Here is a 24648-nt window from a genome sequence, read left to right as displayed (position 1 = left end):
GCGGGCGCGCCCCCCGCGGCGCCGGCCGACCCCGGTCGCGGGACGCTCGTGATGGGCGTCGTGAACGTCACGCCCGACTCGTTCAGCGACGGCGGGCGCTGGTTCGACGCCGACGCCGCCGTCGCGCACGGCGTCGAGCTCGCCGAGGCCGGGGCCGACCTCCTCGACGTGGGCGGCGAGTCGACCCGGCCGGGCGCCGCGCGCGTCGACCCCGACGAGGAGCTGCGGCGCGTGATCCCCGTCATCCGCGAACTCGCCTCGCGCGGCCTGCGGGTGAGCGTCGACACCATGCGCGCGTCCACCGCCGCCGCGGCGGTCGCGGCCGGCGCCGAGATCATCAACGACGTGTCCGCGGGCCTCGCCGACGAGGCGATGGCGCGGATCGCCGCCGAGACCGGCGCGCGCTACGTCGCCATGCACTGGCGCGGGCACTCCGACCGGATGGACGATCTCGCCGAGTACGCCGACGTCGCCGTCGAGGTCCGGGACGAGCTCGCACGACGCGTCGACGCGCTGCTCGACGCCGGCGTCGCGGCCGACCGGATCATCCTCGACCCGGGCCTCGGCTTCGCCAAGCGCGGCGCGCAGAACTGGGAGCTGCTCGCGAACCTCGACGTGCTCGCCGGGCTCGGCCACCCGATCCTCGTGGGCGCCTCGCGCAAGCGGTTCCTCGGCGCGCTGCTGCCCGAGGGCACGCCCGTCGAGCAGCGCGACCTGCCCACGGCCGTGGTCAGCGCGCTCGCCGCGCAGGCGGGCGCCTGGGGCGTGCGGGTGCACGATGTCGCCTCGACCCGGGTCGCGCTCGACGTCGCCCGCGCATGGCAGAGTGGACGACGTGGCCAGCACTCGTGATCGGATCTCGGTGACCGGGATCCGGGTGCGCGCGCACCACGGCGTCTTCGACTTCGAGCGCGAGCAGGGGCAGGAGTTCGTGATCGACGTGACCGTCGCCGTCGACCTCGCGGCCGCCGCATCGGGCGACGAGCTCGCGCGCACCGTGCACTACGGGGAGCTCGCGGTCGCGGTCGCCGAGGCCGTCGAGCGCGATCCCGTCGACCTCATCGAGACCGTCGCCGAGCGCGTGGCGGGCGTCGCGCTGGGGTTCGCGGGCGTCGAGGAGGCCACGGTGACGGTGCACAAGCCGCAGGCGCCGATCGCGGTGCCGTTCGACGACGTGTCGGTCACGATCGTGCGAGGGCGCGCATGAGCCGCGCCGTCATCGCGTTCGGGGCGAACCTCGGCGACCGCGAGGGCACGATCGCCGCCGCCACGCGCGAGCTCGCCGACGCGCCCGGCGTGCGGCTCGTCGCGGTGTCGCCGGTCTACGAGACGCCCGCGATCAAGCTCGACGGCGTCGACGCCGACGCCCCCCGCTACCTCAACGGCGTCGTGGTGGTCGAGACCCGCCTCGAGCCGCACGCGCTCCTCGACCTGCTCCAGCGCATCGAGCACGAGCACGGCCGCACGCGCGAGACGCGCTGGGGCGACCGCACGCTCGACCTCGACCTCATCGACGTCGACGGCCTCGTGCTCGCCGACGAGCGGCTCGTGCTCCCGCACCCGCGCGCGTGGGAGCGGGCCTTCGTGCTCCAGCCCTGGCTCGACGTCGAGCCCGACGCCGAGCTCGCGGGCCGCGGCCGGGTCGCCGACCTGCGCGCCGCCGCGACCGACGAGGTGGAGCGGCGATGAAGCGCACCCACCCCTCCACGCTCGTCGCGTTCACCGTCGGCGGCCTCGCGTTCGGCTACCTCGGCGAGCTCGCGCTCGTCAGCGGCGGCGCGTCCGCGATCGTGCCGCCCGTCTCGCTCGCGGTCACGCTGGTCGGCGTCGCGGCCATCGTGGTCGCGATGGCCTGGCCCATCCGGCAGGCCGTGCGCGGCAGCACCACGCGCCGTATCGACCCGTTCCGCGCGGCGCGGGTCGCCGTGCTCGCCAAGGCGAGCAGCGTGACGGGCGCGCTCGTGCTCGGGGTCGGGCTCGGCATCACGCTGTTCCTGCTGACGCGCAGCGTGCTGCCGCCGGCCGGGACGATCTGGATGGCGGTGGCCACCGCCGTGGGCGCGGCGCTGCTGCTCGCGGGCGGCCTGGTCGCCGAGCACTTCTGCACGCTCCCGCCCGACGAACCCGACGAGGAGGAGGGGTCGGCGCATGCCTGAGCCCGAGCAGGTGCCGCCGGTCCAGGCGGCCGAGCCGGCCGAGACGATCGAGTCGGCCGGTCCCGGGCCCGAGGTCCCGCCAGCGCACGCAGCCGGGCCGGCCGAGCCCGAGTGGCGCGGCGTCTCGCCCAAGCACGTCGTCGTCGAGGTCGTCGGCTCGATCATCGGCGCCGGCCTCGCCGTCGCGGGGCTGCTCGTCGCGAGCGCGTGGCTCGGCCTGCCGTTCCTCGCGTGGATCGCGGCGGGCGTCGGGCTCCTCGCGCTCGTCTCGATTGCGCTCGAGCCGCGGCGCGTCCGTTCCATCCGGTACCTGCTGCGCGCCGACGACCTGGTCTTCCGCCGCGGCATCATGTACCAGCGCCAGGTCGCGGTGCCCTACGGCCGCATGCAGCTCGTCGACATCACGCGCGGCCCCGTCTCGCGCGCGCTCGGGCTCGCCGACCTGAAGTTCGTCACGGCCGCCGCCGCCACCGCGGTCACGCTGCCCGGCCTGCCGCTCGAGGAGGCGGAGCGCCTGCGCGACCACCTCGTCGCGCTCGCCGAGACCCGCCGGGCCGGGCTGTGAGCAGGCGGCGGGCACGGCGCACGCCGACGGCGCGCGGCCCGAGCGGCGGCGCGGGCGGAGGAGCGCCGTGACCTCCGTCGATCCCCGCACCTCGGCGCGCGACCTCGCCGACGGCGAGTGGCACCGCCTGCACCCCGCGAGCCCGCTGCTCCGCGGCGGCCTCGTGTTCATCGCCGTGCTCGGCTTCGTGCTCGCGAACCTGCGGGAACGGCTCGTCGAGGTGTTCCTCCTCCTCGTCGCACCCGGCGGCGACGACCGCGGGTTCGCGCCCGGTGACTTCGAGGGCGACTGGGCCGAGGATCCGATCACGGGCATCGTCGCCAACGGGCTCGTGGGCTGGGCGCTCGCCGGCCTCGCCGCCGTCATCGTGCTCGTCGTGCTCGGCTTCTGGCTGGCGTGGCGCATGCACAGCTTCCGCGTGACGAACGAGGCGCTCGAGGTGCGCAGCGGCATCCTGATCCGCTCGCACCGCAGCGCGCGCCTCGACCGCATCCAGGGCATCAACGTCGCCCGGCCGGTGTTCGCGAGGCTCTTCGGCGCGGCGAAGCTCGACGTCTCGGTCGCGGGGCAGTCGGGCAACGTCGACCTGTCGTATCTCGGCTCCGCGCAGGCCGACCGGTTGCGCGCCGACCTGCTGCGACTCGCGTCGGGCGCGCGCCGTGCCGCCGCCGAATCCGTCGGTCCGGATGCCGCGCCCGGCGCCGCACTCGATGGCGCGCCGTCGGCGGCGTCGCTCGCGGCCCGCGCGGGCGGCCTCGTGAACCGGCGGGTCGACGAGTTCCTCGCGCCCGAGCTGGATCCGACGCTCGCCCCGCCCGAGTCGGTCGTGCGGATCCCCTTGGCGCGCGTGATCGCCTCGTCGCTGCTCGGCGGCTCGATGGTCTGGTTCGTCGTGCTGGTCGCGGCGATCACGATCGGGGTGGCGACTGGCGCGCCGTGGCTGCTCTTCACGTTCGTGCCGGCCGCGATCGGCCTGGTCAGCTACCTCTGGTCGCGCATCACGAAGTCGCTGCGGTACTCCATCGCCGGCACGCCCGACGGCGTGCGCATCGGCTCGGGACTGCTGTCGACCACGAACCAGACCATCCCGCCCGGGCGCGTGCACGCGATCGAGGCGACGCAGTGGCTGCTGTGGCGGCCGTTCGGGTGGTGGACGGTCCGCATCAACGTCGCGGGGCAGTCCGTGACGGGCGGCGGCGACGCCATCCAGCGCACGCTCGTGCTGCCCGTCGGCACCGCCGACGACGTGCGGCGCGTGGTCGGCCTGCTCGCGCCCGACGCCGCGGTCGAGATCGGCCCCGCCCTCGACGCCGGGCTCACCGGCCGCGGCGGCGACGGCGGCTTCGTCGCCGCACCGCGCCGTGCGGCGTGGATCCGTCCGACCTCGTGGCGACGGATCGGCCTCGCGCTCGCGGGCGGCGTCGCACTGCTGCGCCGGGGCTGGGTGCTGCGCAGCCTCGTGCTGGTGCCGCTCGCGCGCCTGCAGTCCGTCGCGGTCGCGCGCGGCCCCGTGCGTCGCGCGCTCGGGCTCGCGTCGCTGCGCCTGCACACCGTCGCCGGACCCGTCACGCCCGACGTGCCTGCGCTCGCACGCGCCGACGCCGACGCCGCGTTCGACGCGATCGCGACCGAGGCGGTGGCCCGCGCCATCCGGGACCGGAGCGACCGTTGGGGGGTCGGCCTCGATGCGCGCTGAGCAGCGGGCCGGGCGCCTCGGCGTCGGCACGATCGGCGCCGGACGCGTCGGCGCGGTGCTCGCGTCGGCGCTCGGCGGTGCGGGGCACGCGCTCACGGGCATCGCGGCGGTCTCCGACGCGAGCCGCGAACGCGCGTCCGCCATGCTCCCCGAGGTGCCGATCCTCCCGATCCCCGAGATCATCGAACGCAGCGAGCTCGTGCTGCTCGCGGTGCCGGCCGACGAGCTCCCCTCGCTCGTCGACGGACTCGCCGCGGCGGGCGCGTGGCGACCCGGCCAGCTCGTCGTGCACACGGCGGCGCGCCACGGCGTCGACGTGCTCGAGCCGGCGTTCCGCGCGGGCGCGATCCCGCTCGCCATCCATCCGGCCATGACCTTCACGGGCACGAGCATCGACCTCGGCCGGCTCGCCGGCACCTGGTTCGCCGTGACGGCGCCGGCACCCGTGCTGCCCATCGCCCAGGCCCTCGTCGTCGAGATGGGCGGCGAGCCGTTCGTGGTCGCCGAGGCGGACCGGCCGGCCTACGCCGAGGCGATCGACACGGCCGTGTCCTTCTCGACCGCGATCGTCGACCAGGCGTCGGGGATCCTCGACCGCATCGGCGTCGCGCGCGCCGGCTCGGTGCTCGCACCACTCGTGCGCAGCGCGGTCGAGAACGCGCTCGCCCGGCACGACCCGGGCGCGGGCGTCGACGGGGCCGCTACGATCGACGGGGCCGACGACGGTTGGCCGTCGGGAGGTGCGGTGTGACGGGCGAAGCGACGCGAGGCGGCGGCACCGCGACATCCGCACCGCTGGTCGCCGACACGATCGCGGGCATCCGCGGCGCCGTCCGCGAGCACCGGATGGCGGGACGCACCGTCGCGCTCGTGCCCACCATGGGGGCGCTGCACGACGGCCACCTGGCGCTCGTGCGCCGCGCCCGCGAGCTCGCCGACGTCGTCGTGGTCTCGATCTTCGTGAACCCGCTGCAGTTCGGCACCGGGGAAGACCTCGACCGCTACCCGCGCACGCTCGAGGCCGACCTCGCCGCGCTCGCCCGCGAGGGCGTCGCGCTCGTGTTCGCGCCGACCGCGGCCGAGATGTACCCCGTCGGCGAGGTCGAGACCCGCGTCACGGCCGGGCACGTCGGCACGCTCTACGAGGGCGCATCGCGCCCCGGCCACTTCGACGGCGTGCTCACCGTCGTCTCGAAGCTGTTCCACATCGTCACGCCCGACCACGCGCTGTTCGGGCAGAAGGACGCCCAGCAGGTCTTCCTCGTGCAGCGGATGGTGCGCGACCTCGACATCCCCGTCCGCATCGAGGTCGTGCCGACCGTGCGCGAGCCCGACGGCCTGGCCCTGTCGAGCCGCAACCGCTACCTCGACGCCGCGCAGCGGCGCATCGCGCTCGCGCTCTCCGAGTCGCTCGCGGCCGCCGAGGCCGCGGGAGCCGACGGGCTCGACGAGGTGCTCGCCGAGGCGGCCGGTGCGTTCGGCGACCACGACGGCATCGAGCTCGACTACCTCGTCGTGGTCGACCCCGACACGTTCCTGCCCGTGGTCGAGGGCACGACGGGGCTCGCTCGCGTGCTCGTCGCGGCGCGCGTGGGCACGACCCGCCTCGTCGACAACGCGCTCGTCACGCTCGGCTGAGGCCGGCGGCATCCGGCGGCCGGTCAGGATCGCCGCACGGCGGCGGACTACGCTGGTCCATGGCGTCCGCACGGACGCCGTGCCCGCATGCCCGCCGAACCATCCGGAGACCCCATGGCCGACGAGACCACGCACGAGCCCACCGCCGAGGAGATCTCGGAGCAGAAGGCCGTGCGGCTGGCCAAGCGCGAGCGGCTCAACGCGGCATCCGACGACCTCGGTGCCGGCGCCTACCCGGTGACGGTGCCGATCACGACGACGATCCCCGAGGTCCGCTCGCGGTTCGTCGGCCTCGGCGTTGACGAGCAGAGCGGCGAGACCGTCTCGCTCGCCGGCCGCGTCGTGCACCTGCGCAACACCGGCAAGCTCTGCTTCGCCGCGCTGCAGTCGGGCGACGGCAGCCGCATCCAGGCCATGGTCTCGCTCGGCGAGGTCGGCGAGGAGTCGCTCGGGGCGTGGAAGGAGCTGGTCGACCTCGGCGACCACGTCGCGGTGACCGGCGAGGTGATCACGAGCCGCCGCGGCGAGCTGTCGATCATGGTGACCGAGTGGCGCATGGCCTCGAAGTCCATCAACCCGCTGCCGAACCTGCACAACGAGCTGTCGGAGGAGACTCGCGTCCGCAGCCGGTACCTCGACCTCATCGCGCGCGAGCAGGCGCGCCGCAACGTCGTCGACCGGGCGAAGGTGAACGCGAGCCTGCGCTCGACGTTCTCGAGCCTCGGTTTCATCGAGGTCGAGACGCCCATGCTGCAGGTCATGCACGGCGGCGCGTCGGCGCGCCCGTTCGTCACCCGCTCGAACGCGTTCGACACCGAGCTCTACCTGCGCATCGCGCCCGAGCTCTACCTCAAGCGCGCGGTCGTGGGCGGTATCGAGCGCGTCTACGAGATCAACCGCAACTTCCGCAACGAGGGCGCCGACTCCACGCACAGCCCCGAGTTCGCGATGCTCGAGGCCTACCAGGCCTACACCGACTACCACGGCATCGCCGACCTCACGCAGCAGCTCGTGCAGGATGCCGCGTACGCCGTCGCGGGCTCGCACGTCGTCACGTGGGCCGACAGCACCGAGTACGACCTCGGCGGCGACTGGGAGCGGCTGTCGATGTACGACTCGCTCTCCGAGGCCGTCGGCGAGGAGATCACGCCCGAGACGCCCATGTCGCGCCTGAAGGAACTGGCCGACGCGGTCGAGATTGACGTCGACCACCCGCTGCCCGGCAAGTACGTCGAGGAGCTCTGGGAGCACCACGTGAAGTCGCGCCTCGAGCGGCCGACCTTCGTCATGGACTTCCCGCTCGACACGTCGCCCCTCGTGCGCCAGCACCGCACGCGCGCCGGCGTCGTGGAGAAGTGGGACCTCTACGTGCGCGGCTTCGAGCTCGCGACCGGCTACTCCGAGCTCGTCGACCCCGTCGTGCAGCGCGAGCGCTTCGTCGAGCAGGCGCGCCTCGCGGCCGGCGGCGACCCCGAGGCCATGCGCCTCGACGAGGAGTTCCTGCGGGCGCTCGAGTTCGGCATGCCGCCCACGGGCGGCATGGGCATGGGCATCGACCGCCTGCTCATGGCGATCACCGGCCTCGGCATCCGCGAGACCATCCTCTTCCCGCTGGTCAAGTGAGACGGACGCCGCGATGAACGACTACCTGCCGAAGTCCGAGCTCGAGCCCCGCGACCCGCGGAAGCCCTCGAACACGCGCGTGGCCATCTGGATCATCGTCGGCGCCGTCGGGCTCTACCTCCTCGGGTCCGGCATCTGGGGCATCGTCACGGGCGGCTGACGCAGCGAACCCGAGGAAACCCCCGTATTCTGGAGTGGCTATGGACGACTTCTGGGTGAACGCGATCTGGTCGCTCGCGCCGACCGTGCTGATCGGACTGCTGTTCTGGTTCGTGATGCGCGCGGTGGTGCGCGCCGACCGCAGCGAACGCGACGCGTACGCCAAGATCGAGGCCGAAGAGCGGGCCAAGCGAGCCGCTGAACACCGAGCCGCGTAGCCCGGCATGACCGAGGCGCAGACGACGGCGATCATCGCCGCCCTGCTGGTGATCGTCGACCTCGTCATCCGCGTCATCGCGATCATCGTGGTGCCGCGCAACCGCCGGCCCACTGCCGGGATGGCGTGGCTGCTCGCCATCTTCTTCATCCCGTACCTCGGGATCCTGTTCTTCCTGCTCATCGGCAACCCCAAGCTGCCCAAGGCGCGGCGCGCCAAGCAGGACGAGGTCGACCGGTTCATCCGCGAGAGCACCCACGGCGTCGAGCGCGTGAGCGACAGCACGAAGTGGCCGACCTGGTTCGAGGGCGTCGTGCGCCTGAACCGCAACCTCGGCGCGATGCCGCTCATCGGCTCGAACGGCGCACGCCTCATCGGCGACTACCAGGCCTCGCTCGACGCGATGACCGACGCCATCGCCGGCGCCGAGCGCTACGTGCACGCCGAGTTCTACATCTTCGCGTACGACTCGACGACGGAGCGCTTCGTCGACGCCCTCGGCGACGCCGTCGCGCGCGGCGTCGAGGTGAAGGTGCTCATCGACCACATCGCGTCGCGGCGCGTGAAGGGCTACCGGCGCACCATCCGGCGCCTCACCGACATGGGCGTCGCCTGGCGGCTCATGCTGCCGGTCATGCCGCTCAAGGGCAAGTACCAGCGGCCCGACCTCCGCAACCACCGCAAGATCCTCGTGGTCGACGGCGAGATCGGCTACCTCGGCTCGCAGAACATCGTCGACCGCAGCTACCACAAGCGCAGCAACATCCGCCGCGGACTGAAGTGGCAGGAGCTCGTCGCCGAGGTCGAGGGGCCGATCGTGTCGGGCCTCGACGCGATCTTCGCGACCGACTGGTACCTCGAGACCGGCGAGGCGCCCTCGCGCGACGAGCTGATCCCGTTCGAGCAGGAGGCGGAGCAGCAGGACCTCGACTGCCAGGTCGTGCCGAGCGGCCCCGGTTACGCGAACGAGAACAACCTCAAGCTCTTCCTCGCGCTGCTCTACGCGGCGCGCGAGCGCATCATCATCACGAGCCCGTACTTCGTGCCCGACGAGGCGATGCTGCGCGCCATCAGCGGAGCGACCCAGCGGGGCGTGCACGTCGAGCTGTTCGTCTCCGAGATCGGCGACCAGGCGCTCGTGTACCACGCGCAGCGGTCGTACTACGAGGCGCTGCTGCGCGCCGGCGTGCGCATCTACATGTACAAGGCGCCGTTCATCCTGCACGCGAAGCACTTCACGATCGACGACGACGTCGCCGTCATCGGCTCGAGCAACATGGACATCCGCTCGTTCGAGCTCAACATGGAGGTCTCGCTGCTGGTGCGCGGCGAGTCGTTCGTGCGCGAGATGCGCGCCGTCGAGGACGGCTACCGGCGCGACAGCCGCGAGCTCACGCTCGAGGAGTGGATGCGGCAGCCGCTGCGCTCCACCATCCTCGACAACCTCGCGCGGCTCACCTCGGCGCTGCAGTAGCGGGGCGGATGGCGCGCGCGCCGCGCTCGCGCGCTCGCTCGCTCTCGCGCCCTCGCTCTCTCGCGCGCCCGGTCGCCTTCCCGAGTCCCGGGTTGTCGCGGGTGCACCCGCGCGAGTCCGGGATTCGGGTGGTCTGGGGGCGTTCGGGTGTGCTGAGGGTGCGCGAGTCCCGGGTTGTCGCGGGTGCACCCGCACGAATCCGGGATTCGGGTGGTCTGGGGGCGTTCGGGTGTGCCTGGGGGTGCGCGAGTCCCGGGTTGTCGCGAATGCACCCGCAGAAATCCGGGATTCGGGTGGTGGGATCGGGGGCCGGCTGCGCCTCCATGCGTGCGAGTCCCGCGGTTCTGCGGGTGCACCCGCAGAAACCCGGGACTCGTGAAGGGCTCGGCGCACGCGAGAATGTTGGGGTCTGTGGGAATTTCTGCGAATGTCTTGCATTACGCTGAGATAACGAGCTAAACTCACACAAACGCAGGTTGCAGTTCGATCCGGCAAGGGGGCCGCATGTACGCGATGGAGCGACACGAGCACATCCTCGACGCGCTCGCCCGCACGGGCCGCGTCTCGGTCGCCGACCTCGCCGCCGAGCTCGACGTCACCGCCGAGACCATCCGGCGCGACCTCGACGCGCTCGAGAAGGCGGGCCACGTCCGTCGCGTCCACGGCGGCGCCGTGAGCGCGTCGCGCGCGAGCCTCGCCGAGACGACGGTGCTCGAGCGCACCGAGCGCCACACCGACGCCAAGCGCGCGATCGCGCAGGCTGCGCTCGCGCTCGTGCCGCCCACGTTCACCGGCTCGATCCTGCTCGACGCGGGCACGACCACGGGCGCATTCGCCGAGGCACTCGCCGGATGGCACCCGGCGGCCGGCATCGCACCGCTCACCGTCTACACGAACTCGGTGCCCATCGCGGCGCTCCTGCACGGCAACGCCGACCTCATCGTCCGCGTCATCGGCGGCACCGTCCGCGGCGTGACCAGTGCCGCGGTCGGACCGACCGCGGTCGCCCAGCTCGCCGACATCCGCCCAGACATCTCGTTCGTCGGCACCAACGGCGTGAGCGCCGAGTTCGGGCTCTCGACGCCCGACGAGCTCGAGGCGCAGGTCAAGCGCGCCATGGTCGAGCGGTCGCGGCTCGCGGTCGTGCTCGTCGACGCCTCCAAGCACGACGACGAGGCGCTGCACCGGTTCGCATGCCTCGACGAGGTCGACGTGCTGATCACGGATGCGCCGCCGCCCCCGGCACTCGCCGAGGCGCTCGACGACGCCGAGGTGGAGGTGCGGGTCGCATGATCATCACGCTGACCGTCAACCCGTCGCTCGACCGCACGGTCGAGCTCGAGCAGGCGCTCTCGCGCGGCGAGGTGCAGCGCGTCCTCCGCAGCGTCGAGGAGCCCGGCGGCAAGGGGGTCAACGTCACGCGGGCGCTCGACGCCGCGGGCGCGGCATCCGTCGCCGTGCTGCCGGGCCGCGGTGACGACCCGCTCGTCGTGGCGCTCGCGTCGGCCGGCGTGCCGGTCGCGACCGTGCCGATCACCGCGCGCCTGCGCTCGAACATCACGGTCACCGAGCCCGACGGCGTCACCACCAAGCTCAACGAGCTCGGCCCCGAGCTCACCGAGGCCGAGCAGCGGGCGCTCATCGCGGCGGTCATCGCCCAGTCGGCGGATGCCTCGTGGCTCGTGCTCGCCGGCTCGCTGCCGCCGTCGCTCCCGGCCGACTTCTACGTGCGAGTCGTGCGTGAGGCGCGCGCCGCGGGCGTCGTCGCCCGCATCGCGGTCGACACCTCGGGCGCCCCGCTCGCCGCGATCGTGGAGGCCGGCGAGCCCGTCGACCTCATCAAGCCCAACGGCGAGGAGCTCGCCGAGCTGGTCGGCCTGGCCGACGCCGAGGCACTCGAGGCCGACCCCGAGCGGGTCGCCGAGGTCGCCGCGACGCTCGTGCCCCGCGGCATCCGTTCGGCCCTCGTCACGCTCGGCTCCACCGGAGCCGTGCTCGTCGACGGCGACGGGGCGTGGTTCGCCCCGGCGCCGCGCATCGTGCCGCGCAGCACGGTCGGCGCGGGCGACAGCTCGCTCGCCGGCTTCCTGCTCGCCGTGACCGAAGGGGCGGCGCCCGAGCGGGCGCTCGCCCAGGCGGTCGCACACGGGGCGGCGGCTGCGTCGCTCCCGGGCTCGGCGGTCCCCTCGCGGGAGATCGCCGATGCGTCCGCCATCACCGTCACCCGAATCCGGGGCGCCGTCGCCCCGGTCATCCCATAGGAGGGAATCCGATGTCCGACGTCATCGACCAGGGGCTCGTGAGCCTCGACGCGCCGCTCGGCGCCGACAAGGCCGACGTGATCCGCGCGCTCGCCGAGCGCGTCGTCGCGGCCGGCCGCGCCACCGACGCGGAGGCGCTCTTCGCCGACGCATGGGCCCGCGAGGAGAAGGACTCCACGGGGGTGCCCGGCGGCATCGCCATCCCGCACGCCAAGTCCGACGCGGTCACGCGTCCGACGCTCGCGGCGGCGCGCCTGCCCGAGGGGGTCGACTTCGGCTCGTTCGACGGGCCCGCCGACCTCGTGTTCCTCATCGCGGTGCCGACCGCCTCGACGCAGGACCACCTCGCGGTGCTCTCGACGCTCGCGCGCTCGCTCATCAAGGACGACTTCGTCGCGTCGCTGCGATCGGCGCCCGACGCCGCGACGTTCGTCGCGCACGTCGAGGCCGCGCTCGCGCCCGAGCCCGCTCCCGCGGCGGCCGCGGCCGCGGCGACCGGCGCGACGGCGGCCGCCACCGCTGCGTCCGGCGGGACCGCGACCGCGACCGCGCCCGCTGCCGCGCACCACACGGGCAAGCCCGTGATCATCGCCGTCACCGCGTGCCCCACGGGCATCGCCCACACGTACATGGCCGCCGACGCGCTCGCCAAGGCGGGCGATGAGGCGGGGGTCGAGCTGCACGTCGAGACCCAGGGCTCGGCGGGAGCGACCCCGGTCGCGCCGTCCGTCATCGAGCGGGCCGACGCCGTCATCTTCGCGGTCGACGTCGACGTGCGCGACAAGTCCCGGTTCGCCGGCAAGCCCGTCGTGGCCGGACCGGTCAAGCGCGGCATCGACCACCCCGCCGAGATGATCCGCGAGGCCGTCGCCGCGATCGACGACCCGGCGGCACCGCGCGTCGCGGGCGACGCCGCCGCCGAGAGTGCGGCGGCCGCGGTGGCGCACGAGCACTTCGGCCAGAAGATCAAGCGCGTGCTGCTCACCGGCGTCAGCTACATGATCCCGTTCGTCGCGGGCGGTGGTCTGCTCATCGCGCTCGGGTTCCTCCTCGGCGGGTACGACATCACCGAGAACGCGACCGAGATCGTCACGACCAACGCGCTCTGGAACCTCCCCGAGGGCGGCCTGGGCATCTACCTCGGCGCCGTGTTCTTCTCGATCGGCGCGATCTCGATGGGCTTCCTCGTGCCGGCGCTGGCCGGCTACATCGCCTACGCCATCGCGGACCGCCCGGGCATCGCGCCCGGCTTCGTCGCGGGCTCGGTCGCGGGGCTCATGGGCGCCGGCTTCATCGGCGGCCTCGTGGGCGGCCTGCTCGCCGGATGGATCGCGCTCATGCTCGCGCGACTCGACGTGCCGCGCTGGCTCAAGGGCCTGATGCCGGTCGTGATCATCCCGCTGCTCGCGTCGATCGTGGCCTCCGGCCTCATGATCGTCGTGCTCGCCGGACCGATCTCGGCGTTCTCGACCGCGCTCAACGACTGGCTGTCGAGCCTCTCGGGTGCCGGCGCGGTGCTGCTCGGCCTCATCCTCGGCGCGATGATGGGCTTCGACCTCGGCGGTCCGGTCAACAAGGTCGCCTACGCGTTCGCGGTCGCCGGCCTCGGTGCGGGCTCGCCCGACAACCAGGCGCCGTGGGCGATCATGGCCGCGGTCATGGCCGCCGGGATGGTCCCGCCGCTCGCCATGGCCCTCGCGACCGTGATCGATCGCCGGCTGTTCACCCCGGTCGAGCGCGAGAACGGCAAGGCCGCGTGGCTGCTCGGTGCGGCGTTCATCTCGGAGGGTGCGATCCCGTTCGCGGCGGCCGACATCTTCCGGGTCATCCCGGCGACCGTCATCGGCGGTGCCGTGGCCGGCGCGATCTGCATGGGCATGGACGTGACGTCGCAGGCGCCCCACGGCGGCATCTTCGTGTTCTTCGCGATCGGCAACCTGCTCTGGTTCGTCCTCGCGATCATCGCCGGCTCGGTGGTCGGTGCCCTGGTGGTCATCGCACTCAAGCGCTGGGCCCACCGGCGCCCGGTGCGGGAAGAGCAGGCGGTGGGTGCGCCTGAGGTGGCCGTGGCCTGATCGGCCACGCGATCACCCCGGCGGCCGGTGCTCCCTCCTGGGCACCGGCCGTCGGCGCGTCTGCGGATGTCGCGGCGCGCGCCTCACCGCCGCGGCTTCAGCCGCACCGTCGGCAGCTCGGGCGCGGGCAGCGGGCGCCCGTCGTAGCCCGCCACGGTGCCGAACGGCCCGTCGGGGTCGTTTCGGTCGATCACGTCGGACTGCCAACGGCGCCGGAACTCGACCACCTCGTCGTGCGAGCGTCCGATGAAGTTCCACCACATCACGAGCTCCTCGCCGAACGGCACGCCGCCGAGCAGCACCACGCGCACGGGGTCGGCGTCGGCGCGCAGCCGCAGGCTCGCGTGCCCCGGCTCGAGGTAGGCCAGGTTCGACCACGCAACCTCGGTCGCGGCACCTGCCCCGGCGACTTCGACGTGCGCGGGTCCGGCGTCGACGAGCACGCCGTGTTCGAAGCGCGGGTCGAGCGGCACGTCGACCGTGCCGCCCGCGGGCAGGTCGACCTGGGCCCCGAGCAGCGGCGAGAAGACGGTGACCGCCGCGGACGCGGCATCCGTCGTCTCGGCCGACGCGGCGGACTCGCCCTCGCCCGCGAGCTCGCCCACGAAGACGCGCACCGTGGCGTCGCCCAGCCGGAACGGCGTCGTGTCGGCGTGCTCGAAGAACGGCGCGACGTGCCGGGAGGCCTCGGGCAGCGCGACCCACAGCTGCACGCCGTGCAGTCGCGTCGTCGCGGCGGTCGAGACCTCGGAGTGCGAGATGCCGCGACCGGCGGTCATCAGGTTCACCCCGCCGGGGCGCACGAGCTCGTGGCTGCCGGTCGAGTCGCGGTGCTCGATCTCGCCCTCGAACAGCCAGCTCACGGTCTGCAGGCCCGTGTGGGGGTGCGGCGGCACGACCATGCCGCCCGTGTCCGACACGTCGTCGGGCCCGTAGTGGTCGGCGAAGCACCACGCGCCGATGGTCGTGCGCCCGCGCTGCGGGAGGGTGCGCCGCACCGGCATCGCGCGCGGCCCGCCGAGCGGCACCTCGCGGAACTCGAGCACCTGCACGGCCGGGCCGTGCGGCGTCTCGGGCGGGCAGAGCAGTTCGACGGGGTCGCGCTCGAGGTTGCTCATTCCCGCATCCTACGCGCGGGTCGCGGCGCGACATCCTGCCCTGAGCGGATGCCGCGGGCTAGCATGTCGCACATGGCCCCGCACGCAGACGTCCGCCGCCTCCTGTTCACCACCGTCGCCGTCGCCGCGACGCTCCTGCTCGCGGGCTGCGCGCCCGGGTCGGGTCCGGTCGAGGACTTCGCGGGCCTCCCGGTGCTCGACGAGGAGCAGGAGGCCGCGGGCGAGGCCGAGAACACCGACCAGGGTGGCGAGACCGAGGATGAGACCGAGCAGGGCTCGGCCGAGGAGGTCCCCGAGCCGACCGGAGACGAGCCCTACGTGCAGTACCTCCAGGACGGCGGCCGGCTCGCGATCACCATCTGGGGCTCGTCGACCTGCCCCGTCGTGTCGACCGACCTCCGCGTGACCGCGCCGGCGGGCGAGGGCAACGCCGTCGAGGCCGTGCTGCCCGAGCCCGAGGATGGCCCGTGCACGGCCGACTTCGTGCCCCACACGACGGTATTCTCGACGCCCTACGACGTGACGACGACCGAGCCGCTCGAGGTCACCGTCGGCGACGCGGTCGTCACGGTGCCGATCAAGTAGCGCCGGAGCCGGCCGACGGCCCGGGCGCCCTACTCCTGCCCGACCGTGAGGTCGACGAACAGCTCGCTCGCGACCTGCTCGAGGTCCTGCCGCACGTCGGCGGGGTCGCCGCCCGGGGGCACGCGCACCGCGATGTGCGCCTCGAAGAGGATGCCGCCCGACATGGGCGCGTCGCGGCGCTCGGTCGTGATGGTCTCGATGCTGAGCCCGTGACGCGCGAGCACGGCCGACACGTCGTGCACGATGCCCGGCCGGTCGCTGCCGACGAGGTCGATGCGCAGGCGACGCCAGTGGTCGGCCCCCGCCGGCTCCTCGGAGCCCGGGTGCGCCGCGACCTCGAGCAGCCCCTCGAGCCCGTCGAGCGCCTCGCGCAGCTCGTCGGCCCGCTCGGCCGGCACCGTCACCACGACGATCCCCGCGAACTGGCCGGCGAGCTCGGCCATCTGGCTCTGCTCCCAGTTGCCGCCGTGGGCGTTCACGGCGTCGGCGAGGGCCTCGACGAGGCCTGCGCGGTCGTCTCCGATGACGGTCAGCACGAGTCTGGGCATGCGTGCATCCAACCACGCGCGGGCCGGTGCGTCGAGGCGGTCAGCGGGCCGTCGCCTCCGACGCGGCCCCCGGGTCATCCGTTCGTCGCAGCACCAGCAGCTCGCCGATCTCGCAGTCGAGGGCACGGCAGATCGCCTGCAGCGTCGAGAACCGGATGGCGCGCGCGCGATCGTTCTTCAGCACGCTGAGGTTCACCACGCTCACGCCGACGAGCTCGGCGAGCCTCGTCAGGGTCATCCCGCGCGCGGCGAGGAGCTCGTCGAGGCGGCAGTGCACGTCGTGCGCGTCATCGGGCTCGGCCGGCGCCATCAGACGAGGCCCTCGGTGTCGCGCTGCAGGCGCTCGCCGACGGCGAAGGCCGTCGTGATGATCGCGACCACGAAGGCGGCGAGGACGAACGGCATGAGGTCGACGGACATCAGCACGTTGTCGAACTCGCCGTCGGAGATGCGCGCGAACGCGCCGTTGGCGACCATGTTGGCGAGGAACGGCACCGCGGCCGCACCGACCAGGCCGGCCGTGCCGGCCGTGGCGACGAGGCGCGTGTTGCGCCGGCTGAACACCCGGCCGCGCAGGGTGGACGCGCTCAGCAGGAGCAGGCATGCCACCACGGCGGCGACGCTGACCGCGAACGCGATCTCCGAGAGCACGAGCGCCACGAGCGACGGGCCGGGCAGTTCGTCGGTGAAGAGGAACGCGCGGTCGAGCTCGATCGCGACGGGCGCACCGCCGGGGCCGATCGGCGCTTCGGCGGGCGTTCCGGCGAACTCGGCGAGCACGCGGACCTCGGGGGAGGAGAGCGCGTCCGTGATCCGCAGGACGGCGCCGACCACCGCCCAGGCGACGATGCCGGTGCCGGCGACCATGAAGGCCCAGATGCCGACGGTGTCGGCGCGCGAGGGGAGGCGTGTTGCGGTGACGGAGTTCGGGTCCATGGAGTTGCCTTTCATATCGAAGAACGATAACAACGATATTCGATAAGCTACGGATGCCGCGCGTCGCTGTCAATCGGCATCCCGGGGGCTCGCGACATCCGCCCGGCTCGCATGACGAAGCGCGCCCCGGCAGCGATGCGCCCACGGCGAACACGCACCCGCCGCGCGATCGCGGTCGTTACCGTTGTTGTATCGACGCCCCTACCCGGCGCCGTGAGGAGTTGATGATGTTCGAGAGATTCACCGACCGCGCCCGACGTGTCGTCGTCCTGGCCCAAGAAGAGGCCAAGATGCTCAACCACAACTACATCGGCACCGAGCACATCCTGCTCGGCCTCATCCACGAGGGTGAGGGCGTGGCCGCCAAGGCGCTCGAGTCCCTCGGGATCTCGCTCGACGCCGTGCGCGAGCAGGTGCAGGACATCATCGGACAGGGCCAGCAGCAGCCGACCGGGCACATCCCGTTCACGCCGCGCGCCAAGAAGGTGCTCGAGCTCTCGCTGCGCGAGGCCCTGCAGCTCGGCCACAACTACATCGGCACCGAGCACATCCTCCTCGGGCTCATCCGCGAGGGCGAGGGCGTCGCCGCGCAGGTGCTCGTCAAGCTCGGCGCCGACCTCAACCGCGTGCGCCAGCAGGTCATCCAGCTCCTCTCCGGCTACCAGGGCAAGGAGCAGGTGCAGGTCGGCGCGACCGAGCAGCAGCAGGCCCAGGGCGGATCGCAGATCCTCGACCAGTTCGGCCGCAACCTCACGCAGGCTGCCCGCGAGTCGAAGCTCGACCCCGTGATCGGCCGCGAGAAGGAGATCGAGCGGGTCATGCAGATCCTCTCGCGCCGCTCCAAGAACAACCCCGTGCTCATCGGCGAGCCCGGCGTCGGCAAGACCGCGGTCGTCGAGGGCCTCGCGCAGGCGATCGTCAAGGGCGAGGTGCCCGAGACGCTCAAGGACAAGCAGCTCTACTCGCTCGACCTCGGCTCGCTCATCGCCGGCTCGCGCTACCGCGGCGACTTCGAGGAGCGCCTGAAGAAGGTCACCAAGGAGATCCGCACGCGCGGCGACATCATCGTCTTCATCGACGAGATCCACACCCTCGTGGGTGCGGGCGCCGCCGAGGGCGCGATCGACGCCGCCTCGATCCTCAAGCCGCTGCTCGCGCGCGGCGAGCTGCAGACCATCGGCGCGACCACGCTCGACGAGTACCGCAAGCACTTCGAGAAGGATGCCGCGCTCGAGCGCCGCTTCCAGCCGATCCAGGTCGCCGAGCCGTCGCTCCCGCACGCGATCAACATCCTCAAGGGGCTCCGCGACCGTTACGAGGCGCACCACAAGGTCTCGATCACGGATGGCGCGATCGTCGCCGCCGCGAACCTCGCCGACCGCTACATCAGCGATCGGTTCCTGCCCGACAAGGCCATCGACCTGATCGACGAGGCGGGCGCCCGCCTGCGCCTGTCGATCCTGTCGTCGCCGCCCGAGCTGCGCGAGTTCGACGAGAAGATCGCCGTCGTCCGCGCCGCCAAGGAGACCGCGATCGAGGAGCAGGACTTCGAGAAGGCCGCGTCGCTTCGCGACGAGGAGAAGACCCTGCTCGGCGAGCGCCTCCGCCTCGAGAAGCAGTGGAAGTCGGGCGAGGTCAAGACGACCGCGGTCGTCGACGAGGGCCTGATCGCCGAGGTGCTCGCGCAGGCCACCGGCATCCCCGTCTTCAAGCTGACCGAAGAGGAGTCGTCGCGACTCGTCTTCATGGAGAAGGCGCTGCACGAGCGCGTCATCGGCCAGGAGGAGGCGATCTCCGCCCTGTCGAAGACGATCCGCCGCACGCGCGCCGGCCTCAAGGACCCGAAGCGTCCCTCGGGCTCGTTCATCTTCGCCGGCCCCACGGGCGTCGGCAAGACCGAGCTCGCGAAGGCGCTCGCGGAGTTCCTCTTCGACGACGAGTCGGCGATGATCTCGCTCGACATGTCGGAGTACGGCGAGAAGCACACGGTCTCGCGCCTCTTCGGCGCCCCTCCCGGCTTCGTCGGCTTCGAGGAGGGCGGCCAGCTCACCGAGAAGGTGCGCCGCAAGCCGTTCTCGGTCGTGCTCTTCGACGAGATCGAGAAGGCTCACCCCGACATCTTCAACTCGCTCCTCCAGATCCTGGAGGAGGGCCGGTTGACGGATGGCCAGGGCCGGGTCGTCGACTTCAAGAACACCGTCATCATCATGACGACCAACCTCGGCACGAAGGACATCTCGGGCGGCCCCGTCGGCTTCCAGATCGAAGGCGACACCCGCACGGGCTACGACCTCATGCGCGCGAAGGTGAACGAGGAGCTGAAGAAGCACTTCAAGCCCGAGTTCCTCAACCGCGTCGACGAGATCATCGTCTTCCCGCAGCTCAGCAAGGAGGAGCTGCTGCAGATCGTCGACCTGTTCATCAAGCGCCTGGGCGAGCGCATGCTCGACCGCGACATGACCGTCGAGCTCACCACCGCGGCCAAGGAGCGGCTCATCGAGGTCGGGTTCGACCCGGCGCTCGGCGCCCGCCCGCTGCGCCGCGCGGTGCAGCACGAGGTCGAGGACCGCCTCTCGGAGAAGATCCTGCACGGCGAGCTCAACTCGGGCGACCACGTGCACGTCGACTTCAAGGACGGCGAGTTCGTGTTCACCACGACCCAGCGGGCGCTGCCCGTCGGCGTGGGCGTCAACACCGGCGCCGCGATCGGCACCGGGCCGGCCACGCCCGACCTGGCGGCGGGGCAGTAACCCGCACGACCGGTTCGACCCGAGGGGGCGGATGCCGCGGCATCCGCCCCCTCGTCGTCTCTGTCGGGGCGGCTGCCTGCTCGCGGGGGTCGATTCGCGCCATCGGCGGGCCGGCGCACGACGGCGGATGTCGCGGAACGACCCCCGGAGCAGGCCCGCGGCGCACGCGGAGGCGCGCTGGGCGGCGTGCGCCGTGGGCAATACGATGAGCGGATGGCCCAGCCCTTCCTCGTGCGCCGTGCGCGCACGCACGACGTGCCGACGATCCTCGACCTCGTGGAACCGCTCGTGGCCCGGCGCATCCTGCTCGGCAAGGAACGCGTCGACCTCTACGGGGCGGTCCAGGAGTTCCGGGTGGCCGAGTCCGACGACGGCGAGGTCGTCGGCTGCGGCGCGCTGCACGTGATGTGGGAGGACCTCGGCGAGGTGCGCACGCTCGCCGTGCGCGACGACTGGCTCGGGCACGGCGTCGGGCACGCGCTGCTCGACGCGCTCGAGGAGGATGCGCGCGAGCTCGGCTTGAGCCGACTGTTCTGCCTCACGTTCGAGGTCGGCTTCTTCGGCCGGCACGGGTTCCAGGACATGGGCGGCGAGACCGTGGACCCCGAGGTGTACGCCGAGCTCGTGCGCTCGCACGACGAGGGCGTGGCCGAGTTCCTCGACCTCGCGCGCGTGAAGCAGAACACCCTCGGCAACACGCGCATGCTGAAAATGCTCTGAGTGTTCCTCACCGCCTCCCGGCGCGCCGCGGTGCCGACCGGGTCCGGCGAGGCGCCGGTCGTAGCCTGAGCGCATGACGTCGAACCGACCCGCGCCCGGGCGCCTGCCCGCATCCGTGTACCGGCGGCGCCGGCTCATGGTGCTGCTCGGCCTCGTCGCGGTCATCGTCGCGATCGTGCTCGTGATCGTGCGGCCCGGAGCGAGCCAGGGCGACGAGGTGTCGCAGACCACGCTGCCGTCGGCGTCGCCGAGCCCCGCGGCATCCGGCGCGCCGGCCGCCGAGGCGCCGTCGTCGGAGTCCCCGGCGCCGGCAGCGCCCGAGGAGCCCGCCGAGGACGGCGCCGACTGCACGGACGGGCAGGTCGTCGTCGAGGCGGTGACCGACGCCGAGGTGTACGCGGCCGGCGAGCAGCCCAAGCTGTCGGTCACGATCATCAACACGGGCTCGAACACCTGCGTGCTCAACGCCGGGACGGCCGCGCAGGTGTTCACGATCTCGAGCGGCAACGACGTCTACTGGAGGTCGACCGACTGCCAGGTCGACGCCGTCGACGCCGAGGTGTCGCTCGAGCCCAACACGCCGATCTCCTCCAGCGAGCCCATCGTCTGGGACCGCACGCGCTCGACGCCCGACACGTGCGGCGACGCGCGCAGCGCGGTGCCCGGCGGCGGCGCGTCATATCACCTGTCGGTGTCGGTGTCGGGCTTCGAGTCGACGACGTCGAAGCAGTTCCTGCTCTACTGACGCGCGCCGCCGGCCGGCGCTGTCCGCGCGGTCGCGTTGCCGAGTCCCGGGTTGGTGCGGGTGTACCCGCGGAAATGCGGGATTCGCGGCGCGGGGGCGGGTGGTCGCGGCGCGGGCGGGTTGCCGAGTCCCGGGTTGGTGCGGGTGTACCCGCGGGAACGCGGGATTCGCGGGGTGGGGCGGGTGGTCGCGGCGCGGGCGGGTTGCCGAGTCCCGGGTTGGTGCGGGTGTACCCGCGGGAACGCGGGATTCGCGGGGTGGGGCGGGTGGTCGCGGCGCGGTCGCGTTGCCGAGTCCCGGGTTGGTGCGGGTGTACCCGCGGGAATGCGGGATTCGCGGCGCGGGGGCGGGTGGTCGCGGCGCGGGCGCGTTGTCGAGTCCCGGGTTGGTGCGGGTGTACCCGCGGGAATGCGGGATTCGCGGGGTGGGGCGGGTGGTCGCGGGGCGGGTTCGTTGTCGAGTCCCGGGTTGGGGCGGGTGTACCCGCGGGAACTCGGGATTCGCGGTGTGGGGTGGGGGAGGTGGTCGCGGGGCGGGTTCGCGGGCGATCGGTAGGCTGGCGGGATGGCCGGTGGGAAGCGTTCCGCGAAGGGTTCGAAGGCATCGAGGGCGTCGAAGGGCGCCGAAGCGCTGGAGTTCCGGTCGCAGGCGCTCGCCGAGGCGCTCGAGCGACAGGACATGGCCGCGGTCGCGCTCGCGCTGCGGCACGGCAACACGGTGGTGCCGCTCATCAAGCCCGGCCCCCGCGACAAGCCGCTCGACGGCGGCGAGGTGTGGACCTACCGGGACCCGAACACGGGCGAGGTCGCGCTGCTGCTCTTCAGCGATGCCGCGAACAAGCCCGCCAACCTGCCGCCCGCGGTCGGATTGCAGAGCCCGGCGTGGCTGAAGACGTTCCTGAAGCGCCACGAGTCGACGATCACCACGGTGTTCCTCGACATCGCCGGGCCGCACCCGATGCAGGCGTCGCCGGCCGAACTCCGGAAGGCGCTCGAGGTGTAGCCGTCGCAGGCCGCGGCGCGAGAACGCGGCGCTAGAACGCGGCGTCGAGCTCGCGCTCGCGCGCGCCGGTCGCGGCGATCATCGCGCGTTCGACGGCGGCGCGCACGCTGCCGAGCTCGTCGTCGAGGAGCGCCGTGTAGCCGAGGCGCCGCGCCTCGGCGGCGCGTTGACGGGCGGATGCCACGGGGCGCACCTCGCCCGCGAGGCTGATCTCGCCCACCGCGGCGAGCTCGTGCGGCACCGCACGGTCGCGCATCGCGCTCGCGATCGCGACCGCGATCGCGAGATCGGCGGCGGGTTCGACGAGGCGCACTCCGCCGACCGTCGACACGTAGACGTCGTGCTCGCCGAGCTGCCGAAGCCCGGCCCGCCGCTCGAGCACCGCGATGATCATCGCGACGCGCGACGGGTCGACGCCGTTGACCACGCGGCGCGGCTGGGGCGCCTTGGTGCCGACGACGAGTGCCTGCACCTCGACGGGCAGCGCGCGCCGGCCCTCGAGCGCGACGGTCACGCACGTGCCGCTCACGGCCGTGCGCGAGCGGCTGAGGAAGAGCCCGGACGGGTCGGGCACCTCGGCGATGCCGTCGCCGGTCATCTCGAAGCAGCCGACCTCGTCGGTGGGGCCGAAGCGGTTCTTGAGCGCGCGCACGAAGCGCAGCGCGGTCTGCCGGTCGCCCTCGAACTGGCACACGACGTCGACGAGGTGCTCGAGCAGGCGCGGACCGGCAATCGTGCCATCCTTCGTGACGTGACCGACGAGCAGCACCGGCAGGTCGCGTTCCTTCGCGACGCGGATGAGCGTGGAGGCCACCTCGCGCACCTGGCTGGGCTGCCCGGGCAGCCCGTCGGAGAGCGAGCTCGACACGGTCTGCACCGAGTCGACGATGAGCAGCTCGGGGGAGACCTCGTCGACCTGACCGAGGATCGTCGCCAGGTCGGTCTCGGAGGCGAGGTAGAGCTCGTCGTGCAGCGCGCCCGTGCGGCCGGCGCGCAGGCGCACCTGGGCCGTGGACTCCTCGGCGCTGACGTACAGCACGCGCCGCCCGGTCGCGGCCACGCGCGCGGCGACCTCGAGCAGCAGCGTGGACTTGCCCACACCCGGTTCGCCCGAGAGCAGGATGGCCGCGCCCGCGACGATGCCGCCGCCGAGCACGCGGTCGAACTCGCCGACGCCGCTCGGCCGGTGGGCCGTGAGCTCGGCCTCGACCTGCGCGATGGGTCGCGCCGCGCGCGCCGCCGAGGGCGCCACGGGCTGGAGGCTGCGCACGAGGCCGGTCTCGGTGCCGGCCTCGACGACCGTGCCCCACTGCTGGCACTCGGCGCACCGGCCGACCCACTTGACGGTGCTCCACCCGCACTCGGTGCAACGGTACGCGGTGGAGGGCTTCGCCATGCCCCCGAGCCTAGGGGCGCCCGGCGACATCCGCCGTCGACGGCACGGGTGCGCCGAGGACCGTCTCGACCGGCCCGCCCGGCGCGGTCGCGGCATCCGGCTCCGCGTCGGGCGGGAAGCGCTCGACCAGCTGCGCGACGAGGGCGGGCCGGAACGCGTCGGCCCACACGCGATAGCCGTGGTCGTTGGGGTGGAACCAGTCGTTCGCGAAGTGCGTGAAGATGCGGCGGAACCCGCGGAGCCGGGTCTCGCGATGCAGCCGCACGAGCCGGAGCCCGCGCTCGGCGACGAGCCGCCGGAGGATCTCGTTCGCCACCGCGACCTTGCGCTCGTTGTGCGGGAAGTAGAAGAACGGCAGGTCGGCGACGAGCGCGTGCGGCGGCACCGCGTCGAGGATGGCGGCGAGGTTCCGCTCGAACCCGTCCTGGTCCCACTTGGCGATGTCGTTCGCGCCGATCGACACGGTCATGACGTCGGGGCGGTACTTGGCGAGCTTCGGCAGCTGGTCCTGCACGGCGAGCGCGGTCGTCGCGCCCGAGACGCTGAGGTTCACGACGCGCACCGAACGGCGGGTCGTATCGCGGATGGTGCGCGCGAGCAGCCCGACGTAGCTGTGGTCGGGCCGGCTCGCCCCGATGCCCTGCGCCGCGCTGTCGCCGAGCGCGACGTAGAGCAACTCGCCGCGCACCTTGGCGTGGTCGCGCCACCACTTCGAGTGCACGGGCAGGGTCTCGTTGAGGATGACGCTGTTCTCGGTGATGCGCGATCGGAACCGCCGCCAGGCGGCGCGCGCGGCCAGCGCGACCCCGGCGAGCAGGGCGAGCGGCACGAGCGTGGTCATGGCGGACTCGACCGCGGAACGTTCATCGGCCATGCCTCGACGCTACGTCAGCGCGCGTCCGCGAGCGAGGGGTTGCGGCCCGGATGCCTCGTGGCGGCACCGTCGCGGCGGGACCAGCGGCCCTTCCGTTCCCCCGTGCACGC

General features: G+C 73.0%; 26 protein-coding genes. 20 read left to right on the top strand and 6 right to left on the bottom strand.

The annotated features are described in order from the left end of the window. Positions 1-51: 51 nt before the first annotated feature. The 15 genes from folP to JOD46_RS16310 all read left to right on the top strand — a co-directional run bounded on the left by folP (position 52) and on the right by JOD46_RS16310 (position 13864). Positions 52-852, top strand: coding sequence for a dihydropteroate synthase (folP, locus tag JOD46_RS16380; RefSeq protein ID WP_204396790.1), 801 nt, complete (start codon positions 52-54; stop codon positions 850-852). Continuing rightward, positions 836-1207, top strand: coding sequence for a dihydroneopterin aldolase (gene folB / locus JOD46_RS16375; RefSeq protein WP_307835075.1), 372 nt, complete (start codon positions 836-838; stop codon positions 1205-1207). Before folP ends, folB begins: the two co-directional genes overlap by 17 nt. Further along, complete coding sequence (folK, locus tag JOD46_RS16370; protein ID WP_204395531.1) at positions 1204-1689, top strand: 2-amino-4-hydroxy-6-hydroxymethyldihydropteridine diphosphokinase; 486 nt, start codon at positions 1204-1206, stop codon at positions 1687-1689. The genes folB and folK overlap by 4 nt, the downstream gene beginning before the upstream one ends. Beyond that, positions 1686-2156, top strand: a complete 471-nt coding sequence (locus JOD46_RS16365; protein WP_204395530.1) for a DUF3180 domain-containing protein — start codon at positions 1686-1688, stop codon at positions 2154-2156. Before folK ends, JOD46_RS16365 begins: the two co-directional genes overlap by 4 nt. Then, entirely contained in the window at positions 2149-2721 is a 573-nt protein-coding gene (locus JOD46_RS16360; RefSeq protein ID WP_204395529.1) for a PH domain-containing protein, read from the top strand. The genes JOD46_RS16365 and JOD46_RS16360 overlap by 8 nt, the downstream gene beginning before the upstream one ends. Positions 2722-2788: 67 nt before the next feature. Next, positions 2789-4417 (top strand): PH domain-containing protein, encoded by a 1629-nt coding sequence (locus JOD46_RS16355; RefSeq protein ID WP_204395528.1) that lies wholly within the window; start codon positions 2789-2791, stop codon positions 4415-4417. Then, positions 4407-5168 (top strand): Rossmann-like and DUF2520 domain-containing protein, encoded by a 762-nt coding sequence (locus tag JOD46_RS16350; protein ID WP_204395527.1) that lies wholly within the window; start codon positions 4407-4409, stop codon positions 5166-5168. The genes JOD46_RS16355 and JOD46_RS16350 overlap by 11 nt, the downstream gene beginning before the upstream one ends. Continuing rightward, a complete protein-coding gene (panC, locus tag JOD46_RS16345; RefSeq protein ID WP_372432726.1) occupies positions 5165-6055 on the top strand; it encodes a pantoate--beta-alanine ligase in 891 nt (296 codons plus the stop codon). Before JOD46_RS16350 ends, panC begins: the two co-directional genes overlap by 4 nt. 114 nt (positions 6056-6169) lie before the next feature. Continuing rightward, on the top strand, positions 6170-7678 hold the full coding sequence (lysS, locus tag JOD46_RS16340) for a lysine--tRNA ligase (protein WP_204395526.1): 1509 nt from the start codon (positions 6170-6172) through the stop codon (positions 7676-7678). A gap of 13 nt (positions 7679-7691) precedes the next feature. Then, the gene (locus JOD46_RS16335) at positions 7692-7838 is read left to right on the top strand and encodes a hypothetical protein (RefSeq protein WP_204395525.1); all 147 of its coding nucleotides are present in this window, start codon (positions 7692-7694) and stop codon (positions 7836-7838) included. A gap of 40 nt (positions 7839-7878) precedes the next feature. Then, positions 7879-8055, top strand: coding sequence for a hypothetical protein (locus JOD46_RS16330; RefSeq protein WP_204395524.1), 177 nt, complete (start codon positions 7879-7881; stop codon positions 8053-8055). Positions 8056-8061: 6 nt separating this feature from the next. Then, positions 8062-9528 (top strand): cardiolipin synthase, encoded by a 1467-nt coding sequence (gene cls, locus JOD46_RS16325; protein WP_204395523.1) that lies wholly within the window; start codon positions 8062-8064, stop codon positions 9526-9528. Positions 9529-10032: 504 nt separating this feature from the next. After that, positions 10033-10821, top strand: coding sequence for a DeoR/GlpR family DNA-binding transcription regulator (locus JOD46_RS16320; protein ID WP_204395522.1), 789 nt, complete (start codon positions 10033-10035; stop codon positions 10819-10821). Next, positions 10818-11789: a 1-phosphofructokinase family hexose kinase gene (locus JOD46_RS16315; RefSeq protein ID WP_204395521.1), complete on the top strand. Its 972-nt coding sequence runs from the start codon at positions 10818-10820 to the stop codon at positions 11787-11789. The genes JOD46_RS16320 and JOD46_RS16315 overlap by 4 nt, the downstream gene beginning before the upstream one ends. An 11-nt stretch (positions 11790-11800) precedes the next feature. Next, positions 11801-13864: a PTS fructose transporter subunit IIABC gene (locus JOD46_RS16310; protein WP_204395520.1), complete on the top strand. Its 2064-nt coding sequence runs from the start codon at positions 11801-11803 to the stop codon at positions 13862-13864. 83 nt (positions 13865-13947) lie between these two features. Here JOD46_RS16310 and JOD46_RS16305 read toward each other — a convergent pair whose 3' ends face one another. Further along, the gene (locus JOD46_RS16305) at positions 13948-14982 is read right to left on the bottom strand and encodes a pirin family protein (RefSeq protein ID WP_204395519.1); all 1035 of its coding nucleotides are present in this window, start codon (positions 14980-14982) and stop codon (positions 13948-13950) included. 72 nt (positions 14983-15054) lie between these two features. On the opposite strand from JOD46_RS16305, the gene JOD46_RS16300 reads away from it, so the two are divergent. Continuing rightward, positions 15055-15567 (top strand): hypothetical protein, encoded by a 513-nt coding sequence (locus JOD46_RS16300; protein ID WP_204395518.1) that lies wholly within the window; start codon positions 15055-15057, stop codon positions 15565-15567. Between the two features lie 29 nt (positions 15568-15596). Here JOD46_RS16300 and JOD46_RS16295 read toward each other — a convergent pair whose 3' ends face one another. From JOD46_RS16295 to JOD46_RS16285, 3 genes are read right to left on the bottom strand one after another with little or no spacing between them, the layout of a single operon-like run. Then, positions 15597-16115, bottom strand: a complete 519-nt coding sequence (locus JOD46_RS16295; RefSeq protein WP_204395517.1) for a glycine cleavage system transcriptional repressor — start codon at positions 16113-16115, stop codon at positions 15597-15599. Positions 16116-16155: 40 nt separating this feature from the next. Beyond that, on the bottom strand, positions 16156-16425 hold the full coding sequence (locus JOD46_RS16290) for a helix-turn-helix domain-containing protein (protein WP_204395516.1): 270 nt from the start codon (positions 16423-16425) through the stop codon (positions 16156-16158). Next, positions 16425-17051: a hypothetical protein gene (locus tag JOD46_RS16285; RefSeq protein ID WP_204395515.1), complete on the bottom strand. Its 627-nt coding sequence runs from the start codon at positions 17049-17051 to the stop codon at positions 16425-16427. Before JOD46_RS16285 ends, JOD46_RS16290 begins: the two co-directional genes overlap by 1 nt. A 227-nt stretch (positions 17052-17278) precedes the next feature. On the opposite strand from JOD46_RS16285, the gene JOD46_RS16280 reads away from it, so the two are divergent. From JOD46_RS16280 to JOD46_RS16265, 4 genes are all read left to right on the top strand, one after another. Further along, a complete protein-coding gene (locus JOD46_RS16280) occupies positions 17279-19801 on the top strand; it encodes an ATP-dependent Clp protease ATP-binding subunit (RefSeq protein ID WP_204395514.1) in 2523 nt (840 codons plus the stop codon). A 213-nt stretch (positions 19802-20014) separates the two neighbouring features. After that, positions 20015-20521, top strand: a complete 507-nt coding sequence (locus JOD46_RS16275) for an amino-acid N-acetyltransferase (RefSeq protein WP_204395513.1) — start codon at positions 20015-20017, stop codon at positions 20519-20521. Between the two features lie 73 nt (positions 20522-20594). Then, positions 20595-21266 carry a hypothetical protein gene (locus JOD46_RS16270; protein ID WP_204395512.1) on the top strand — a complete coding sequence of 224 codons (672 nt, stop codon included), beginning with the start codon at positions 20595-20597 and terminating at the stop codon, positions 21264-21266. A 564-nt stretch (positions 21267-21830) separates the two neighbouring features. Beyond that, a complete protein-coding gene (locus JOD46_RS16265) occupies positions 21831-22268 on the top strand; it encodes a dehydrogenase (protein ID WP_204395511.1) in 438 nt (145 codons plus the stop codon). Positions 22269-22299: 31 nt separating this feature from the next. Here JOD46_RS16265 and radA read toward each other — a convergent pair whose 3' ends face one another. Then, positions 22300-23664, bottom strand: a complete 1365-nt coding sequence (radA, locus tag JOD46_RS16260; RefSeq protein ID WP_204395510.1) for a DNA repair protein RadA — start codon at positions 23662-23664, stop codon at positions 22300-22302. 10 nt (positions 23665-23674) lie between these two features. After that, positions 23675-24538 carry an SGNH/GDSL hydrolase family protein gene (locus JOD46_RS16255; protein ID WP_239562831.1) on the bottom strand — a complete coding sequence of 288 codons (864 nt, stop codon included), beginning with the start codon at positions 24536-24538 and terminating at the stop codon, positions 23675-23677. Positions 24539-24648 lie beyond the last annotated feature (110 nt).

The organism is Agromyces aurantiacus, from assembly GCF_016907355.1.
In the GTDB taxonomy this organism is placed as follows: Bacteria; Actinomycetota; Actinomycetes; order Actinomycetales; family Microbacteriaceae; genus Agromyces; species Agromyces aurantiacus.
This window is presented reverse-complemented; position numbering and strand designations above follow the sequence as displayed.

Excerpts from the sequence above, each read along its gene's own strand:
- lysS (WP_204395526.1), top strand. The coding sequence starts at position 6,170 with ATGGCCGACGAGACCACGCACGAGCCCACCGCCGAGGAGATCTCGGAG.
- JOD46_RS16265 (WP_204395511.1), top strand. The coding sequence starts at position 21,831 with ATGGCCGGTGGGAAGCGTTCCGCGAAGGGTTCGAAGGCATCGAGGGCG.
- folP (WP_204396790.1), top strand. The coding sequence starts at position 52 with ATGGGCGTCGTGAACGTCACGCCCGACTCGTTCAGCGACGGCGGGCGC.
- JOD46_RS16360 (WP_204395529.1), top strand. The coding sequence starts at position 2,149 with ATGCCTGAGCCCGAGCAGGTGCCGCCGGTCCAGGCGGCCGAGCCGGCC.
- radA (WP_204395510.1), bottom strand. The coding sequence starts at position 23,664 with ATGGCGAAGCCCTCCACCGCGTACCGTTGCACCGAGTGCGGGTGGAGC.
- JOD46_RS16285 (WP_204395515.1), bottom strand. The coding sequence starts at position 17,051 with ATGGACCCGAACTCCGTCACCGCAACACGCCTCCCCTCGCGCGCCGAC.
- JOD46_RS16315 (WP_204395521.1), top strand. The coding sequence starts at position 10,818 with ATGATCATCACGCTGACCGTCAACCCGTCGCTCGACCGCACGGTCGAG.
- folK (WP_204395531.1), top strand. The coding sequence starts at position 1,204 with ATGAGCCGCGCCGTCATCGCGTTCGGGGCGAACCTCGGCGACCGCGAG.
- JOD46_RS16275 (WP_204395513.1), top strand. The coding sequence starts at position 20,015 with ATGGCCCAGCCCTTCCTCGTGCGCCGTGCGCGCACGCACGACGTGCCG.
- JOD46_RS16255 (WP_239562831.1), bottom strand. The coding sequence starts at position 24,538 with ATGGCCGATGAACGTTCCGCGGTCGAGTCCGCCATGACCACGCTCGTG.
- JOD46_RS16295 (WP_204395517.1), bottom strand. The coding sequence starts at position 16,115 with ATGCCCAGACTCGTGCTGACCGTCATCGGAGACGACCGCGCAGGCCTC.
- JOD46_RS16365 (WP_204395530.1), top strand. The coding sequence starts at position 1,686 with ATGAAGCGCACCCACCCCTCCACGCTCGTCGCGTTCACCGTCGGCGGC.
- JOD46_RS16350 (WP_204395527.1), top strand. The coding sequence starts at position 4,407 with ATGCGCGCTGAGCAGCGGGCCGGGCGCCTCGGCGTCGGCACGATCGGC.
- JOD46_RS16305 (WP_204395519.1), bottom strand. The coding sequence starts at position 14,982 with ATGAGCAACCTCGAGCGCGACCCCGTCGAACTGCTCTGCCCGCCCGAG.
- JOD46_RS16330 (WP_204395524.1), top strand. The coding sequence starts at position 7,879 with ATGGACGACTTCTGGGTGAACGCGATCTGGTCGCTCGCGCCGACCGTG.
- JOD46_RS16290 (WP_204395516.1), bottom strand. The coding sequence starts at position 16,425 with ATGGCGCCGGCCGAGCCCGATGACGCGCACGACGTGCACTGCCGCCTC.
- JOD46_RS16320 (WP_204395522.1), top strand. The coding sequence starts at position 10,033 with ATGTACGCGATGGAGCGACACGAGCACATCCTCGACGCGCTCGCCCGC.
- JOD46_RS16310 (WP_204395520.1), top strand. The coding sequence starts at position 11,801 with ATGTCCGACGTCATCGACCAGGGGCTCGTGAGCCTCGACGCGCCGCTC.
- JOD46_RS16270 (WP_204395512.1), top strand. The coding sequence starts at position 20,595 with ATGACGTCGAACCGACCCGCGCCCGGGCGCCTGCCCGCATCCGTGTAC.
- cls (WP_204395523.1), top strand. The coding sequence starts at position 8,062 with ATGACCGAGGCGCAGACGACGGCGATCATCGCCGCCCTGCTGGTGATC.
- JOD46_RS16335 (WP_204395525.1), top strand. The coding sequence starts at position 7,692 with ATGAACGACTACCTGCCGAAGTCCGAGCTCGAGCCCCGCGACCCGCGG.
- JOD46_RS16300 (WP_204395518.1), top strand. The coding sequence starts at position 15,055 with ATGGCCCCGCACGCAGACGTCCGCCGCCTCCTGTTCACCACCGTCGCC.
- JOD46_RS16280 (WP_204395514.1), top strand. The coding sequence starts at position 17,279 with ATGTTCGAGAGATTCACCGACCGCGCCCGACGTGTCGTCGTCCTGGCC.